15 protein-coding genes are annotated in these 16,286 nt (G+C 60.0%); 10 read left to right on the top strand and 5 right to left on the bottom strand.

What is annotated here, in order from left to right; genetic code table 11:
- The 10 genes from nuoI to DBR24_RS10180 form a co-directional block, all read left to right on the top strand.
- Nucleotides 1-433 (top strand): NADH-quinone oxidoreductase subunit NuoI (gene nuoI / locus DBR24_RS10230; protein ID WP_128614669.1); only part of this gene is annotated, 433 nt, incomplete at its 5' end.
- A 9-nt stretch (nt 434-442) separates the two neighbouring features.
- Complete coding sequence (nuoJ, locus tag DBR24_RS10225; RefSeq protein ID WP_007951462.1) at nt 443-943, top strand: NADH-quinone oxidoreductase subunit J; 501 nt, start codon at nt 443-445, stop codon at nt 941-943.
- Between the two features lie 3 nt (nt 944-946).
- The gene (gene nuoK / locus DBR24_RS10220) at nt 947-1,255 is read left to right on the top strand and encodes an NADH-quinone oxidoreductase subunit NuoK (protein WP_003180046.1); all 309 of its coding nucleotides are present in this window, start codon (nt 947-949) and stop codon (nt 1,253-1,255) included.
- A complete protein-coding gene (nuoL, locus tag DBR24_RS10215) occupies nt 1,252-3,105 on the top strand; it encodes an NADH-quinone oxidoreductase subunit L (RefSeq protein WP_123376613.1) in 1,854 nt (617 codons plus the stop codon). Before nuoK ends, nuoL begins: the two co-directional genes overlap by 4 nt.
- 39 nt (nt 3,106-3,144) lie before the next feature.
- The gene (nuoM, locus tag DBR24_RS10210) at nt 3,145-4,677 is read left to right on the top strand and encodes an NADH-quinone oxidoreductase subunit M (RefSeq protein ID WP_016986254.1); all 1,533 of its coding nucleotides are present in this window, start codon (nt 3,145-3,147) and stop codon (nt 4,675-4,677) included.
- A gap of 7 nt (nt 4,678-4,684) precedes the next feature.
- Complete coding sequence (gene nuoN / locus DBR24_RS10205) at nt 4,685-6,148, top strand: NADH-quinone oxidoreductase subunit NuoN (protein ID WP_007920173.1); 1,464 nt, start codon at nt 4,685-4,687, stop codon at nt 6,146-6,148.
- A gap of 579 nt (nt 6,149-6,727) precedes the next feature.
- Entirely contained in the window at nt 6,728-7,078 is a 351-nt protein-coding gene (locus DBR24_RS10195) for a toxin (RefSeq protein ID WP_128614670.1), read from the top strand.
- Nucleotides 7,068-7,382, top strand: coding sequence for a DNA-binding transcriptional regulator (locus DBR24_RS10190; protein ID WP_123462457.1), 315 nt, complete (start codon nt 7,068-7,070; stop codon nt 7,380-7,382). Before DBR24_RS10195 ends, DBR24_RS10190 begins: the two co-directional genes overlap by 11 nt.
- 174 nt (nt 7,383-7,556) lie before the next feature.
- Nucleotides 7,557-8,888 (top strand): OprD family porin, encoded by a 1,332-nt coding sequence (locus DBR24_RS10185; protein WP_128614667.1) that lies wholly within the window; start codon nt 7,557-7,559, stop codon nt 8,886-8,888.
- A 178-nt stretch (nt 8,889-9,066) separates the two neighbouring features.
- Nucleotides 9,067-10,254, top strand: coding sequence for an acyltransferase (locus tag DBR24_RS10180; RefSeq protein WP_128614666.1), 1,188 nt, complete (start codon nt 9,067-9,069; stop codon nt 10,252-10,254).
- A 168-nt stretch (nt 10,255-10,422) separates the two neighbouring features.
- Here DBR24_RS10180 and DBR24_RS10175 read toward each other — a convergent pair whose 3' ends face one another.
- The 5 genes from DBR24_RS10175 to DBR24_RS10155 all read right to left on the bottom strand — a co-directional run.
- On the bottom strand, nt 10,423-10,755 hold the full coding sequence (locus DBR24_RS10175; RefSeq protein WP_123462451.1) for a DUF2790 domain-containing protein: 333 nt from the start codon (nt 10,753-10,755) through the stop codon (nt 10,423-10,425).
- A 66-nt stretch (nt 10,756-10,821) separates the two neighbouring features.
- Nucleotides 10,822-11,022, bottom strand: a complete 201-nt coding sequence (locus tag DBR24_RS10170; RefSeq protein WP_123462449.1) for a co-regulatory protein PtrA N-terminal domain-containing protein — start codon at nt 11,020-11,022, stop codon at nt 10,822-10,824.
- A 198-nt stretch (nt 11,023-11,220) separates the two neighbouring features.
- Nucleotides 11,221-14,373 carry a CusA/CzcA family heavy metal efflux RND transporter gene (locus DBR24_RS10165; RefSeq protein ID WP_128614665.1) on the bottom strand — a complete coding sequence of 1,051 codons (3,153 nt, stop codon included), beginning with the start codon at nt 14,371-14,373 and terminating at the stop codon, nt 11,221-11,223.
- Nucleotides 14,374-14,388: 15 nt separating this feature from the next.
- Complete coding sequence (locus DBR24_RS10160; RefSeq protein ID WP_128614664.1) at nt 14,389-15,582, bottom strand: efflux RND transporter periplasmic adaptor subunit; 1,194 nt, start codon at nt 15,580-15,582, stop codon at nt 14,389-14,391.
- Between the two features lie 49 nt (nt 15,583-15,631).
- A partial coding sequence (locus tag DBR24_RS10155; RefSeq protein ID WP_146189012.1) for a TolC family protein occupies nt 15,632-16,286 on the bottom strand: 655 nt, incomplete at its 5' end.

The following is a 16,286-nucleotide window of genomic DNA, read 5'->3' as shown; positions in this document are numbered from 1 at the left end:
GGTCTACCTGCCACCACGCTACCGTGGTCGCATCGTCCTGACCCGTGACCCCGATGGCGAAGAACGTTGCGTAGCCTGCAACCTGTGCGCCGTGGCGTGCCCGGTAGGTTGCATCTCGCTGCAGAAAGCTGAAACCGAAGACGGTCGCTGGTACCCGGACTTCTTCCGTATCAACTTCTCGCGCTGCATTTTCTGCGGTCTCTGCGAGGAAGCCTGTCCGACCACCGCAATCCAGCTGACCCCGGATTTCGAGATGGCCGAGTTCAAACGTCAGGACCTGGTGTACGAGAAAGAAGATCTGCTGATCTCCGGCCCCGGCAAAAACCCTGATTACAACTTCTATCGTGTTGCAGGTATGGCAATCGCTGGCAAGCCGAAAGGCTCTGCGCAGAACGAAGCCGAACCGATCAACGTGAAGAGCTTGCTGCCTTAAGGAAGAACGATGGAATTCGCTTTCTATTTCGCATCGGGTATCGCTGTTGTGTCCACGCTACGAGTGGTCACCAACACCAACCCTGTGCACGCCCTGCTCTACCTGATCATCTCGTTGATCGCCGTGGCCATGACTTTCTTCGCACTCGGCGCACCATTCGCCGGCGTGCTGGAAGTGATCGCCTACGCCGGCGCCATCATGGTGCTGTTCGTGTTCGTGGTGATGATGCTGAACCTGGGGCCCGCCTCGGTTCAGCAGGAACGCACCTGGCTCAAGCCCGGCATCTGGGCAGGACCGGTGATTCTCGCCGCCCTGCTGCTGGCCGAACTGCTGTATGTGCTGTTCGCTCACCAGAGCGGTCAGGCCATCGGCCACACCACCGTAGACGCGAAAGCCGTGGGCATCAGCCTGTTCGGTCCGTACCTGCTGGTGGTCGAACTCGCCTCGATGCTGCTGCTCGCCGCAGCCGTCACGGCGTTCCATTTGGGCCGTAACGAGGCGAAGGAGTAAGACATGCCTGCTATCCCTCTCGAGCATGGATTGGCCGTTGCCGGCATCCTGTTCTGCCTTGGTCTGGTCGGCCTGATGGTCCGCCGCAACATTTTGTTCGTGTTGATGAGTCTGGAAGTGATGATGAACGCCTCTGCACTGGCCTTCATCGTTGCGGGCGCCCGCTGGGCGCAACCGGATGGACAGATCATGTTCATCCTGGTGATCAGCCTGGCAGCCGCCGAAGCCAGTATTGGCCTGGCGATCCTGCTGCAACTGTATCGCCGCTTCCACACGCTCGATATCGACGCTGCCAGTGAGATGCGCGGATGAACCTAATCTTTCTGACTTTCGTATTCCCTCTGATCGGTTTCCTGCTGCTGTCGTTCTCCCGTGGACGCTGGTCGGAAAACCTCTCGGCGCTGATCGGCGTGGGTTCCATTGGCTTGTCGGCGATTGTCGCCGCCTACGTCATCTGGCAATTCAACGTCGCGCCTCCCGAAGGCGGTCACTACACGCTGGTGCTGTGGAAGTGGATGGCGGTCGAAGGCTTCAAGCCTGACTTCGCCCTCTACATCGACGGCCTGTCGATCACCATGCTCGGCGTGGTGGTGGGCGTAGGTTTCCTGATCCATCTGTTCGCGTCCTGGTACATGCGCGGCGAAGCGGGTTACTCGCGCTTCTTCTCGTACACCAACCTGTTTATCGCCAGCATGCTGTTCCTGGTGCTCGGCGATAACCTGTTGTTCCTGTACTTCGGCTGGGAAGGCGTGGGCCTGTGCTCGTACCTGTTGATCGGTTTCTACTACAGCAACCGCAACAACGGTAACGCCGCACTCAAGGCCTTCATCGTCACCCGGATCGGCGACGTGTTCATGGCCATCGGCCTGTTCATCCTGTTCCAGCAAGTGGGCACGCTGAACATCCAGGAACTGCTGGTGCTGGCACCGCAGAAATTCCAGGTCGGCGACTTCTGGATCACTCTGGCAACCCTGATGCTGCTGGGTGGTGCGGTCGGTAAATCGGCGCAACTGCCACTGCAAACCTGGCTCGCGGACGCAATGGCCGGCCCTACCCCGGTGTCGGCACTGATCCACGCCGCGACCATGGTGACCGCCGGTGTCTACCTGATCGCCCGTACCCACGGACTGTTCACCCTGGCGCCGGAAATCCTGCATCTGGTCGGCATCGTTGGTGGTGTGACCCTGGTTCTCGCAGGCTTCGCCGCACTGGTACAGACTGACATCAAACGTATCCTCGCCTACTCGACCATGAGCCAGATCGGCTACATGTTCCTGGCGCTGGGCGTTGGCGCCTGGGATGGCGCGATTTTCCACCTGATGACCCACGCCTTCTTCAAGGCCCTGCTGTTCCTTGCTTCCGGTGCGGTGATCGTTGCCTGCCACCACGAGCAGAACATCTTCAAGATGGGCGGTCTGTGGAAAAAACTGCCACTGGCCTACGCCAGCTTCATCGTCGGTGGTGCTGCGCTGGCCGCTCTGCCACTGGTCACCGCAGGCTTCTACTCCAAGGACGAAATCCTCTGGGAAGCGTTCGCCAGCGGCAACCACGGTCTGCTCTACGCAGGTCTGGTCGGCGCATTCATGACTTCGCTGTACACCTTCCGCCTGATCTTCATCACGTTCCACGGTGAAGCCAAGACTGAAGCCCACGCCGGTCACGGCATCTCGCACTGGCTGCCACTGTCGGTGCTGATCGTGCTGTCGACCTTCGTCGGCGCCATGATCGTGCCACCGCTGCACGGCGTACTGCCAGAAAGCGTTGGGCATGCTGGTGGCGAAGCCAAGCACAGTCTGGAAATCGCCTCGGGCGCCATTGCCCTGGCCGGTATCCTGCTGGCGGCCCTGCTGTTCCTCGGCAAGCGTCGCTTCGTGACGGCGATTGCCAACAGCGGCATCGGCCGTTTCCTTTCGGCCTGGTGGTTCGCTGCCTGGGGCTTCGACTGGATCTACGACAAACTGTTCGTCAAGCCTTACCTGGCGATCAGCCACGTACTGCGCAAAGACCCGCTCGACCAGACCATCGGTCTGATCCCGCGTATGGCCAAGGGTGGTCACACTGCCCTGAGCCGCACCGAGACCGGTCAACTGCGTTGGTACGCTGCTTCGATGGCTGCTGGTGCCGTGCTGGTCATTGGCGCCATCGTGCTGGTAGCGGTCTGATATGAACCTTGCGAATTTGCGAAAGGAAACGAGCCCGTCATGATTCTGCCTTGGCTAATCCTGATCCCCTTCATCGGCGGCCTGCTGTGCTGGATGGGTGAGCGCTTCGGCGCTACCCTCCCCCGCTGGATTGCGCTGTTGACCATGACCCTGGAACTCGCCCTCGGCCTCTGGCTGTGGGCCCACGGTGACTATTCATTTGCTCCGGCGCCTGGCGCCGATCCGACCTGGGCGCTTGAGTTCAAGCACGTCTGGATCCAGCGCTTCGGCATTAACGTGCACCTGGCCCTCGACGGCCTGTCGCTGTTGATGATCCTGCTGACCGGCCTGCTGGGTATCCTCTCGGTACTCTGCTCGTGGAAAGAGATTCAACGTCACGTTGGCTTCTTCCACCTGAACCTGATGTGGATCCTGGGCGGCGTGGTCGGCGTGTTCCTCGCCCTCGACCTGTTCATGTTCTTCTTCTTCTGGGAAATGATGCTGGTGCCGATGTACTTCCTCATCGCGCTCTGGGGTCACAGTTCTTCGGACGGCAAGAAAACCCGGATCTACGCAGCGACCAAGTTCTTCATCTTCACTCAGGCTTCCGGCCTGATCATGCTGGTGGCGATCCTCGGTCTGGTGCTGGTCAACTTCAACAACACCGGCGTGATTACCTTCAACTACGCCGATCTGTTGAAAACCAAGATGTCGATGACCACCGAGTACATCCTGATGCTCGGCTTCTTCATCGCCTTCGCGGTCAAGCTGCCCGTCGTACCGTTCCACTCGTGGTTGCCTGATGCCCACGCCCAGGCGCCGACTGCCGGTTCCGTCGACCTCGCCGGTATCCTGCTGAAAACCGCGGCCTACGGTCTGCTGCGTTTCGCCCTGCCGCTGTTCCCGAATGCGTCGGCCGAGTTTGCGCCGATCGCCATGACCCTCGGTCTGATCGGGATCTTCTACGGTGCGTTCCTCGCTTTCGCACAAACCGACATCAAGCGTCTGATCGCCTTCTCTTCCGTGTCCCACATGGGCTTCGTGTTGATCGGCATCTACTCCGGCAGCCAACTGGCCCTGCAAGGTGCAGTGATCCAGATGCTGGCGCACGGTGTGTCGGCGGCAGCACTGTTTATCCTCAGCGGTCAGTTGTACGAGCGTCTGCACACTCGTGACATGCGTGAGATGGGCGGTCTGTGGTCGCGTATCGCTTACCTGCCGGCGATCAGCCTGTTCTTTGCAGCCGCTTCGTTGGGTCTGCCGGGTACCGGTAACTTTGTCGGTGAGTTCCTGATCCTGATCGGCTCTTTCGCCAGTTGGCCTTGGATCACTGCGATTGCCACTTCCGGTCTGGTGTTCGGTTCGGTCTACTCGCTGATCATGATCCACCGTGCCTACTTCGGTCCGTCGAAATCGGATTCGATCCTGCACGGCATGGACGCTCGCGAACTGATCATGGTGCTGGGCCTTGCGGTACTGCTGGTTTACCTCGGCGTTTACCCGCAACCGTTCCTCGACACGTCTGCCGCCACGATGCATGGCGTGCAGCAGTGGCTCGGCACCGCCTTCACTCAACTCGCTTCGGCCCGGTAAGAGCGCTATGGAATTCACGATTCAACACTTTATTGCGCTTGCGCCACTGTTGATCACCAGCCTCACCATTATCGTGGTGATGCTGGCAATCGCCTGGCGCCGCAACCACTCGCAGACCTTCCTGATCTCGGTCGCCGGTCTGAACCTGGCCCTGCTGTCGATCCTGCCAGCCCTGAAAGTCGCGCCTCTGGCCGTGACCCCATTGCTGCAGATCGACACCTTCGCCTGCCTGTACATGGCGCTGATCCTGGTCGCCACCCTCGCCTGCGTCACCCTCGCCCACGCCTATTTGGGCGATGGCGGTTCGGGTTACCCGGGCAACCGTGAAGAACTGTACCTGCTGATCCTGATGGCCGCCGCCGGTGGCCTGGTTCTGGTCAGCGCGCAGCACCTGGCCGGGTTGTTCATCGGTCTGGAACTGCTCTCGGTACCGGTTTACGGTCTGGTGGCTTACGCCTTCTTCAACAAGCGTTCGCTGGAAGCCGGCATCAAGTACATGGTGCTGTCGGCCGCCGGTTCCGCGTTCCTGTTGTTCGGTATGGCTCTGCTGTACGCCGACTCGGGTTCGCTGAGCTTCGTTGGCATCGGTCAGGCGCTGGCTGCAACTGGCCTGCCGAGCTCGCTGGCACAACTGGGCCTGGGCATGATGCTGATCGGTCTGGCGTTCAAGCTGTCGCTGGTGCCGTTCCACCTGTGGACGCCGGACGTCTACGAAGGTGCTCCGGCACCGGTGGCGGCGTTCCTCGCGACCGCTTCGAAGGTTGCGGTGTTCGCGGTGATGGTGCGTCTGTTCCAGATCTCCCCTGCTGCCAGCAGCGGCGTGCTGAGCGACGTGCTGACCGTGATCGCGATTGCCTCGATCCTGTTCGGTAACCTGCTGGCCCTGACCCAGAGCAACCTCAAGCGTCTGCTCGGTTACTCGTCCATCGCGCACTTCGGCTACCTGCTGATCGCTCTGGTGGCGAGCAAGGGTCTGGCGGTGGAAGCCATTGGCGTCTACCTGGTCACCTACGTGATCACCAGCCTCGGCGCCTTCGGCGTGATCACCCTGATGTCCTCGCCGTACAACGGCCGTGACGCAGACGCTCTGTACGAATACCGCGGCCTGTTCTGGCGCCGTCCGTACCTGACCGCCGTTCTGACGGTGATGATGCTGTCCCTGGCCGGTATCCCGCTGACCGCGGGCTTCATCGGCAAGTTCTACATCATCGCTACCGGTGTTGAATCGCACCAATGGTGGCTGGTCGGCTCGCTGGTTCTGGGCAGCGCCATCGGCGTGTTCTACTACCTGCGCGTGATGGTCACCCTGTACCTGATCGAGCCAAACCTGCGTCGCCACGACGCCCAATTGCACTGGGAACAGAAGGCAGGCGGCGTGATGCTGCTGGCCATCGCCCTGGTTGCGTTCTTCCTGGGTGTGTACCCGCAGCCATTGCTGACTCTGGTTCAGCAGGCGGGTCTGGCGGGCTGATTGCCTGGCGGGCTACAAAACGGAAACGGCACCTTCGGGTGCCGTTTTTGTTTTTGCGGGATTTATCACCTCGAGCACTTCCGTTGGCCTCATCGCGGGCAAGTCCGGCTCGCACAGGTTTGTGTGCCGTTCACAACATTCGGGCACACCTGAAAACCACTGTGGGAGTGAGCCGGCTCGCGAAGGTGTTGGGACATTCAACATCTTCATTGCCTGACAATCTGCTATCGCGAGCAGGCTCGCTCCAGGTTGTGCGTCGTTGTCAGATTCTGTGTCTTCCCGGATGACTGTGGGAGCGTGGCTTGCCCGCGAAGGCGTCGGCACACTCAACCTCTTCATAACCTGACACCCCGCCGCTATCGCCATTCGGCGCTGGACACTGCTGCGCGATTGTTCTGACACGCCAGTTGCGAAGCTTCTTCATAGATCCATCGAACGTTCTCACCACACGCGGCGATTCGTCCTACAGGTGTTTTTACGACCGGCGTCTACCGTTAAAAAAGGGACGAAAAGCAAGGCCAGGAGGCCTTGACCGATTCGATTATCGAGACAACACTATACGCAGGTAACGTACAGAACATGGATGCTCTATTTATCGAATTGCCTGTGTTTCAGAAGCACCGAGACGACTATCTGGATGACGATCTGTTTCGCAGCTTGCAACTGGAGTTGCTGAAAAATCCGGAAGCGGGCGATCTCATCGAGGACACAGGCGGGCTTCGTAAAATTCGCTTTAGCGACCAACGAAGAGGGAAAGGTAAACGTAGCGGATTACGAGTGATTTATTACTGGTGGTCAGGCTTCGATCAGTTCTGGCTCTTTACCGTCTACAGCAAAAACGAGCAGGACGATTTGACGCCTGCCCAGAAAAAACTTTTCAGAAAGACACTGGATAAAGAACTCAACGCGAGAACCCACTATGAAACGTGACATTTTTTCCGAACTGATGGATGGACTGGAAGCACTGGCCGATGAACGCCAAGGCAAAATCACCTTGCGTACCCACAAGGTTCAGTTGCCAAAACTGATGCCGATCACTGCGGATGAAGTCGTCGCCATCCGTCAGCAACTGAATCTGTCCCGGTCAGTATTCGCAATGTATCTGCGCACCAACACGCGAACGCTGGAAAACTGGGAACAAGGACGAGCGACACCCAATGCTCAGGCCACCACCCTGATCCGTCTGGTCGAACGTTTCCCACAAACGATCGAACAACTCGCAGCCCTGACCTGACACAGTATTTCCACCCCGTCCACATGACCAAATTGTAATTCCCCTATCACCTTGGCGTTATCCGCAGCTTGCAACGATGTCACCCGGCGACCCATGCCGACGGGCCCTTGCCCGTCGAACAATAAAACCCACGCCGACGCACGTTCCCGTTCTGCCGAACCCAAGGAGTGTTTGATGGTTAACCCTACAAAAATATCGTTGGCCGCTTTAGCGGTGGTGGTCGGTTCAGGGCCGTCCCTGGTGTTTGCAGAGGACAAGCCCGAAGGCTTTGTCGAAGGCAGCAGCCTGACGGTGCTCAACCGTAACCTCTACTTCAATCGTGATCACCGTAACGGCCAGTCCAGCCCTACCGGCAATGGTTATTCCGAAGCCTGGGCGCATGCGGTGATCAGCAAGTTCGAATCCGGTTTCACCCAAGGCACCGTCGGGGTCGGGGTCGGGGTCGATGCGTTTGCCATGATCGGTTTGAAACTCGACACCGGCGACGGGCGCAACGGTGGGCGCAGTTCATTCGACGTGTTGCCGGTCAACCGAGACGGCCAGGCACGGGACGAATACAGCAAAATCGGTGGCGCTGCCAAAGTGCGGGCGTTCGATACAGTGGTCAAGGTCGGTGATGTGTTCCCGGCCAACCCGATGGTGGCGGCCGGTGACTCGCGCCTGCTGCCGGAAAGCTTTCGCGGGGTGACGGCGACCAACACCAGCATTGCGGGGCTGTCGATTCAGGGCGGGCGTTTGCATGCGATGAGCCAACCGGTGTCCAGCGACCTGCGCGAAAACTTCGCCACCTTCTACGGCGGCCCGGTCAATTCGCCGTGGATCGCTTACGGCGGTGGCGACTACGTGCTGAACAAGAACCTCAGTTTCAGTCTGTACTCCAGTCGCCTCAAGGATGCCTGGAATCAATACTACGCCGGCACCGCATGGACCTATCCCCTGTCTGACGACCTCTCGCTGTTCGGCGGCCTGAACTATTACAAGGCGGTCGACGAAGGCAAACAACTGCTTGGCGAGTTCGACAACAACATCTGGAGCGGCCGGGTCGGTATGAAGCTCGGCGCCCACTCCGTCGCCCTCTCCCACCAGCGCAACAACGGTAATGACGACTTCGATTACCTGCGCCAGTCCGACTCGATCTTTCTCGACAACTCCATTCAGTACAGCGACTTCAACTCGCCGCAAGAACGTTCGTGGATGGTGCGTTATGACCTCGACATGAGCACTTACGGCGTGCCCGGTCTGTCGTTCATGACCCGATATGCGCGCGGCACCGATGCCGATTACAGCAACGCCAATGCCGTGTATATGCGCCGCGACGCCGAGGGCAATCCGCTGACCGACCAGAAGCGCTGGGAGCGCAATATCGAAGTCAAATACGTGGTGCAGAGCGGTTCACTGAAAGACCTGTCGCTGCGCTTGCGCCAGGCCACCACCCGCGCCACGGCGTTCGAGTCCGACCTGGATGAAGTACGGGTGATTGTCGAATACCCGCTGGCCATTCTCTGACTGCTCGGTTGATGCAAATTCACCTTTAGAAGCTCCTTGCTCCTTTGGTAAGAGGTGAATCCTTTGGCGTCCTTCGGGGCGCCTTTTTTGCTTCGCAAAAAGTTATCGTTTTCTTGACCGGACCGTCGGCGACCTGCCATCTTCGCCTGCGCAGACCAACAAGAATAACGAGGGATCGATGAGTAGCCGTAAAAACCTGGAAATCGAATACTTGCGAGGGGCTGCTGTCGCCATGACCCTCCTGAGTCATGTCAACATGTTGCTGCCGTTCCATGTTGATGTGCTGCTACGGATTTTCTCGATCTTCATGCCCTGGACCGGCGTCGATCTGTTCTTCTGTATTTCCGGCTTCGTGGTCAGCAAGGCCTATCTGGACTATTTCGACAAACACCGCGCACAAGGCCAGTTCGGCCTGGCAGCGGCGTGTTTCTGGCTGCGCCGTGCCTACCGTCTATTGCCGACGGCCTGGCTCTGGATACTGATCCCGCTGATCTTTTCCATTGCGTTCAACCAGTCGAACATCTTCGGTTCGTGGTTCGACAATCTGCGCAGTTTCACCGCCGTTGCGACTTTCAGCGGTAACCTGGCGAATCAATACAACAGCCTGCTGGGCCCAAGCCCTCAATACTGGAGCCTGGCGCTCGAAGAGCAGTTCTACTTCGTATTCCCGTTTTTCCTGCTGTTCATCACGGCCCCACGCTGGCGGGTCATCGCACTGTTCGCACTCATTGCCTTGCAGTTCGGTCTGGACCGCAATCCCTTCGGCAACCCCGCCAGCAGCATGCTCTCGTCCTTCCGCCTGGACGCCATGCTCTGGGGCATTCTCCTGTGCCTGTTTACCCGTACCCGTCTCTATCAACAGATAGAACCGGTCGGGCTGGGTCAGGGAATGCTCAAACCGTTGCTGTGCACGCTGTTTCTGCTCTACATGCTGGGCGCGATCGCCACTCAGCTGATCGCGATGCCGATTGCCGTCGGTTTGATCGCGATCGTCGCGGTGCTGATAGTCTGGCTGGCCAGCTACCAGAAAGGCTACATCTACTGCCCGGCCGTCCTGCGCGGCTTCATGCAGTGGCTCGGTTCGCGGTCCTATGGCCTCTATGTGATCCACGTGTTCGCCAATCACCTGAGTACCGAGATCTGGACGCGTGTCGCCGCCAGTCAGGATGTACCGCTGGATGGGCGCTTTACGCTGGAGTTGCTGCTGACATCGGTGGGGTTGCTATTGGTGCTGAGCGAACTCAATTATCGCTTCATCGAAACGCCACTGCGTCTGCGCGGCGCCGAGATCGCCCGCCGCAAGTTGAACCAGGAAGCCGCGCCAGAACCCGCCGAAGTCGACGTCGCGCGATTGCCGGCCAAATAGTCCGAGTGGCAGCGGTGCGCGCTGATGAACATCACGAATCGACATACCGATCGTGAGACTGAAAATCCCCCGTGCGGGAGCTGCCGAAGGCTGCGATCTTTTGATTTTGATTTTTAAGATCAAGCTCAAAAGATCGCAGCCTTCGGCAGTTCAGAGGTTGGCTGTTGGTTAGCCGCCGCGGTTGCGGCACGCGCCTGCCACACTGTATCTGAGCGTATTGAGCTGCCCCTTGGAATCCTCGTAGGTCATGGCGGTCGGGACCACCGAGCAAGCGGGTTGCGGCTTCACCACGCTGACGATGTTCACCACGTCGAGCTTCATCCCATATTCATATTCCTTGACCACTGGCGCCGCCTTGCCGCGCGCGGCCGCGTATTGCTGCATGGCTTTGGCATTGGCGCTGAACGCGCGCTCGAAGGTGCGATCACCACCGCCTTCGGCCAGCACATTCGCAGACATGGCCATGATGCCGGCGACGGTCATCCATTTGATCAACTGCATGTTTACTCCTCCCTATAAAAGCCCGGCATCGACACGCGACAACGGGCTTGTTCCAGTGCGCGGTGCTTACAGTTTTTTGCTCTGGTCGTCTTTCTTCTCGTTGACGACGACCGGGTCGCGAGCCTGTTCCTTGGCGGCGAACAGCTCTACGGCACGGTCATTGGCGCTCATCATGCGGTCGAAAGTACGGTCACCACCGCCTTCGGCCAAGGCCAGGGACGACAGCATCAGGGCGGCTGCGAAGGTGCTCAGTCGGGCGAATTTCATCGTTGATTCCTCGTTTAAGTAGCTGACGGGATCAAGGTAACAAGGCGCACCTTTCGTGACGGTGGCGGGGGAATTACAGATTCGTCATGTACGTATACAAAACCTGCAGGAGTGAGCCTGCTCGCGATGGCGGTGGGTCAGCCGATGTAAATCCGGCTGATAGACCGATATCGCGAGCAGGTTCACCCCTACAAAAGATCACGGCCCAGTGGGGATCGGGTCCTCATCCCGGCGATGGGCGATCTGGTACAGCGCAGGCAAGATCAGCAACGTGAGGATCGTCGAAGACAGAATCCCGCCAATCACCACCGTCGCCAACGGCCGCTGCACTTCCGCGCCGGTGCCTGTCGCAAGTGCCATCGGAATAAAGCCCAGCGACGCCACCAGCGCCGTCATCAACACCGGCCGCAAACGCGTCAGCGTGCCGACATTAATCGCCTCCGCCAGCGACCTTCCCTCTTCACGCAAATTGCGAATGAACGCGATCATCACCAACCCGTTGAGCACCGCCACCCCGGACAATGCGATAAACCCCACGCCAGCCGAAATCGACAACGGAATATCGCGCAACCACAGCGCCATGACGCCGCCGGTCAAGGCAAACGGAATCCCGGTAAACACCAGCAAGCCGTCCTTGAGATTGTTGAACATCATGAACAGCAACCCGAACACCAGCAGCAACGCTACCGGCACCACAATCTGCAAGCGCCTGGCCGCCGATTGCAGTTGCTCGAATTGCCCGCCCCAACGGGTCCAGTAACCGGCCGGGACCTGCACATCGCGCTCGATCACCTCACCGGCCTCGCTGACAAACGAACCGATATCGCGCCCGCGCACGTTGGCGCTGACGATCACCAGACGCTTGCCGTTTTCGCGGCTGACCTGATTCGGCCCGAGCACCAGGTCGAGGCTGGCGACGTCCTTCAGCGCGATAAAACCGATCTGATTCGCCGCACCGCTCAGCGCCGGCACCGGAATCAGCAACGCCGCCAGGCCGTCGATGTCCTTGCGCATGGCATCGGACAAGCGCACCACCATGTCGAAACGCCGATCGCCCTCGTACAAGGTGCCGGCCTGACGCCCGCCCACTGCGACGGCGATGGTGTCCTGCACATCGCCAACGTTGAGGCCATAACGCGCCGCCTTGTCGCGGTCGATGTTAATGGTCAACACCGGCAACCCGGTGGTCTGCTCGACCTTCACTTCAGACGCGCCGCTGACCTTCTGCATCGCTGCCGCAATCCTCGCCGCCGTGGCGTTGAGTACATCCATGTCATCGCCGAACACCTTGACCGCGACATCGCTGCGCACGCCGGAGATCAGTTCGTTGAAGCGCAACTGGATCGGCTGCGACAGTTCGTAGTTGCTGCCCGGCAACGTCGCGGCAGCGGCTTGCAGTTCAGCCATCAGGGTTTCACGGGGCTTTTTCGGGTCTGGCCATTGGTCTATGGGTTTGAGCATCACGTAACTGTCGGAGATGTTCGGTGGCATAGGGTCGGAAGCGATTTCGGCGGTGCCGGTGCGGGCAAAGACGCGTTCGACTTCCGGCACTTTCGCCAGAATCAAGGTCTCCAGCCGCTGCTGCATGTCCACCGACTGCGTCAGGCTGGTGCCCGGCACGCGCAACGCTTGCAGGGCAAAATCGCCTTCGCTGAGGCTCGGCACAAACTCGCTGCCCATGCGACTGGTGAGCACGCCGCTGAGCACGATCACGGCCAACGCCGCGCCCACTGCGATTGCCCGATGACTCATCACCCACGCCAGCGCCGGCGCATACACCCGGCGCGCGCCACGCATCACCGCGCCCTCTTCTTCCTTGACCTTGCCGGTGACGAACAGCGCAATCGCCGCCGGCACGAAGGTCACGGAAAGCAACATGGCACCGAGCAACGCGATGACCACGGTGAACGCCATCGGGTGGAACATTTTCCCTTCGACGCCGCTCAGGGCGAAGATCGGCAGGTACACCACCATGATGATCAACTGGCCGAAAATCAGCGGCCGCCGCGCCTCTTTCGCTGCGGCAAAAACTTCCCTGAAACGCTCGGCACGGCTCAGCAAGCGGCCGTGATGCTGCTGCGCATGGGCCAAGCGGCGCAGGGTGTTTTCGACGATCACCACCGCGCCGTCGACAATAATCCCGAAATCCAGCGCGCCGAGGCTCATCAGGTTGGCACTGACCTTGTTGCTGAACATGCCGGTGAAGGTGAACAGCATCGACAGCGGAATCACCATCGCGGTAATCAGCGCCGCACGGATATTGCCGAGGAACAGGAACAGAATCGCAATGACCAGGACCGCGCCTTCAACGAGGTTTTTCTTCACCGTGGCAATGGCTTTGTCGACCAGGTGCGTGCGGTCGTAAACCGGCACGGCAATCACGCCTTGGGGCAGGGATTTATTGATCTGTTCGAGCTTGCTCGCGACCGCTTGCGACACGGTACGGCTGTTCTCGCCGATCAGCATGAACACGGTGCCCAGCACCACTTCCCGACCGTTTTCGGTGGCCGCGCCGCTGCGCAATTCACGGCCGATTTCGACGCTGGCGACGTTCTTCACCCGGATCGGCGTGCCGTCGACGTTGGCCATGACGATGTTGGCGATGTCCTCGGTGCTCGCCACTTGCCCCGGTGCGCGGATCAGCAACTGTTCGCCGCTGCGCTCGATATAACCGGCGCCGACATTGGCGTTGTTGCGCTCCAGCGCGGTGACCAGATCGGTGAGGGTCAGCTTGTACGCGGCGAGGCGTTTCGGGTCCGGCGCGATCTGATACTCCTTGGCGAAACCACCGATGGTGTTGATCTCGGCGACACCCGGCACGTTGCGCAGTTGCGGCTTGATGATCCAGTCCTGAATCACCCGCAGATCGGTCGGCGTGTACGCGGTGCCGTCGTCCTTGAGCGCGCCCTCCTTCGCCTCAACCGTCCACAGAAAAATCTCGCCGAGCCCGGTAGAGATCGGCCCCATCACCGCCTCTGCGCCTTCAGGCAATTGCTCCCTGGCGATCTGCAAACGCTCGTTGACCAATTGACGGGCGAAGAACAGGTCAGTGCCGTCCTTGAAGATCACCGTCACTTGCGACAGCCCCGAACGCGACAGCGAACGGGTCTGTTCGAGTGCCGGCAGACCGGCCATGGCGGTTTCAATCGGGAAGGTGATGCGCTGTTCGGTTTCCAGCGGCGAAAACCCGGCGGCGCCGGTGTTGATCTGTACCTGAACGTTGGTGATGTCGGGCACGGCGTCGATCGGCAGCTTTTGATAACTGGCGATGCCGAGGCCGGCCATAAGCAGAACGGCGAGCAGCACAATGATGCGCTGCTCGATGGCAAACTGGATCAGGCGTTCGAACATGAGGACCTTCCAGAATTAATGGCTGTGCTCGGCCGAGGCTTTGCCCAGCTCCGACTTGAGGACGAAGCTGCCGGCGCTGGCGACTTGCGCGCCCGGTTCCAGCCCCTGAATGATTTCGACGTGGCCGGCTGCACGGCCGCCCAGCTCCACCGCTTGCGCCTTGAAGCCATCATCGGTTCGGACGAACACCGTGGGTTTGTCCTCGACGGTCTGGATCGCGGTCTCCGGCACAGCGACTTTCACTTCGCGGCTGTCGGTGGCCACCCGTGCGCTGACGAACAGCCCCGGGCGCCATGAGCCCTGCGGGTTTTCCAGCGTCACGCGAACGGTCGCGGTGCGGGTCTGTTCACCGAGCAGACTGCCGACGTAAGCCACGTTGCCAGTCACTTCGGCTTTCAGTTCAGGCGCGCTGACGGTCACCGGTTTGCCCACCTGCACCTTGGTCAAGTCCTTGGGTGAAACACCGAACGTGACCCATACACGGGACAAGTCGGACAGGGTGAAAGCAGCCGTGCTTTCATCGACCACCTCGCCGGGTGTCAGGTGTTTTTCCACCACCACGCCGTCGAACGGTGCGCGCAGTTCGTAGCGATTGCCGCCGCTGGCGACCACGCTGCCGCTGAGCACACTGATTTTCTGTCGGGCGTTGTTCATGGCGATTTCCGCTTCTTGCAGTGCCTGGCGAGCCTGTAAGAAATCCTGTTCGGCGGAGATCTTGTCCTGCCAGAGTTTTTTCTCGCGCTCGTAGGTTGTCCGCGCCAAGGCCAGACGGCGTTGCGCAGCCGCCTGTTCGCTGCGCTGATCGGAGATCTGCTGGCTGGCAATCACCGCCAGTAACTGACCTTTTTTCACCGGTTGCCCGAGGTTGACCACCACCGACTCGACCACTCCCGGCACTCGCGGCACAACGTGGGCGGTGCGATCCTCGTCGAAACGCACTTCACCGGGGAACGACAGGCCGAGGCTGAAGCTCTGCGCCTGCGCCTCGGCCAGTTGAATGCCCGCCGAGGTGATCTGCTCGGCGCTCAATTCGATATGCCCCTCTTCGTCATGCTCGCCTTCGGCTGCCGCGTTTTCTTCGGCGTGATCCGCATGTTCTGTCGCCTCATCGGCGTGAGCCTCGAGCGGTGCATTGCCCGCCCACATCGAGCCGATGCCAATGCCCAGCGCCAGGGTCGCCACCGCGACCACCATCAGTTTTTTATCCATACAAACTCCTCTGCGCCGTGCCTGCGCGCAGTGATGTGAAAAGTCAAATTCAAGGGCTGACACTGAGGTCGCCGAAGATCCGTTCGAGGCGCACGCGGGCGTCGGTCGCCTCGCTGACGGCCTGGATGTATTGGCTGCGCGCAGCGATCAACGTGCGTTGGGCGTCGAGCACATCGAGGAAGCCGAACTTGCCCATTTCGAAACCACGGGTGGCGCTGTCCACCGCACTTTGCGCTGCGGGCAGGATGGTCTGATTGAAGGCTTTGACTTCGCCGTTGGCGGTCTGCCATTGCTCGAGGCTGGTCTGGACTTCGGTGCGCAATCGCAGCTCGGTGGCGTTGCGCAGATCCCGCGCCTGATCGGTTCGGCGAGCAGCGGCGAGCACGTTGCCCTGATTGCGGTTGAACAACGGAATCGGCATCGACAGCCCGACCACGTTGACCCGCTCGCGCTCGGTTTCGCTGTACTGGCTGCCGATACTCACGGTGAGGTCGGGAATGCGCTGGGACTTTTCCAGGCCCAGCGACGCTTCGCGCTGATCAATCTGCAACGTGGCCAGACGCAATTCGGCGGTCTCGTTCAGACGTTCGAGCAATTTTGTCGGTGGTGGAACGGCCGGCATGCTTTGCGTGGGTGCCTGCACCTTGGTCAACGTCGGCAACGGCGCGCCCATGACCTGCGCCAGTTGTTGGTACGCGGTGGCC

It is taken from the genome of Pseudomonas sp. HMWF006, assembly GCF_003061205.1.
In the GTDB taxonomy this organism is placed as follows: domain Bacteria; phylum Pseudomonadota; class Gammaproteobacteria; order Pseudomonadales; family Pseudomonadaceae; genus Aquipseudomonas; species Aquipseudomonas monsensis.
The sequence above is the reverse complement of the archived record's forward strand: the minus strand, read 5'-3'. Positions and strand labels throughout refer to the sequence as shown.